At 36.0% G+C, this 1,010-nt stretch carries 1 protein-coding gene; it reads right to left on the reverse strand.

What is annotated here, in order from left to right; all coding sequences use genetic code 11:
- Nucleotides 1-1,010, reverse strand: a 1,010-nt coding sequence (locus tag VQ048_RS12245; RefSeq protein WP_503619825.1) for a DUF8437 domain-containing protein, incomplete at both ends; no start/stop codon positions are given.

A 1,010-nucleotide genomic window follows, 5' to 3' on the forward strand; every position in this document is an offset into this window, starting at 1 on the left:
TGAGCCAATCCCAAGCGTTTCATTTCTTGGGCAGCACAACACATAATTAAGGTTTTCCCTGCACCAACCTCGTGATCACAAATAGCACCTCCATTGAGCTTTATCATCCAAATAGCATCTTTTTGACTCCTATATAAATCCTCAATGCCTAAACCTTTACGGTCTAAACCAGGGAAATCTTGATGCGAACCATCATAATTCGGACGAACGAAACAGTTAAATATTCGATTGTATTCATTTGCTAAGCGTTCTTTAAAAGCTGGACTTTGTTCTAATAACCAAAGGGAAAAGTTTGTACGAATTTCATCAATTTTGCTATTTGCCATTTGTATAGCTTCCATATCCGGTACCGTAACTTCTTTATCATCAACTTTTATCTTCTTAGTAATATTTGGAGTGGTGTTGATAAGGGCATATTTGAGTAATGCAATTCCATCATAAGTTCTACTTTCCGATTTTACGGCATATTGGTCATAGATACGGGTGTTTTTTCTAAAACATTGAACATCGAAATCATCCATTGTCTTGGAATAAGATACTTGCACCTCTGTATCAAATAAATGAGAGGCAAAATGACTATATACCTCTATAGGAATCCACCGCTCTCCCAGATTAAAATCCAGCTCTTCAAATGCAATAGGCTCTGGAATCACTTTTTTAAGTGCTTCTAAAGCATCTAATACCTCTCGATGTTCTGGAAATCCTTCTAAATATTTTTCAACAGCTTCTTTCTTTTCTATTACATTCCCTGCCAACCAAGTTTCTCCTGTTTCGTACTGCATTTCTATGGGATTGTAGTATAGATATTCCTTTAATTCATTTTTCATACTATCTATACTCTCTCCAGAAAGTCTACTCATATAGGGCAAATTTACCTTACCATATACATTCAACGAGTGTATTAGGGCTTCTTTTGGTGTAACATTTTCTACTGAGGTTACAGAAAAGCTCACTGGTTTTTCAAAAATATCGGCTTTGCGGTAAACTCCATTGACTTTCCGCTCTAAATA

This window comes from Bergeyella anatis (genome assembly GCF_036016955.1).
Taxonomy (GTDB): Bacteria; Bacteroidota; Bacteroidia; order Flavobacteriales; family Weeksellaceae; genus JAYWXI01.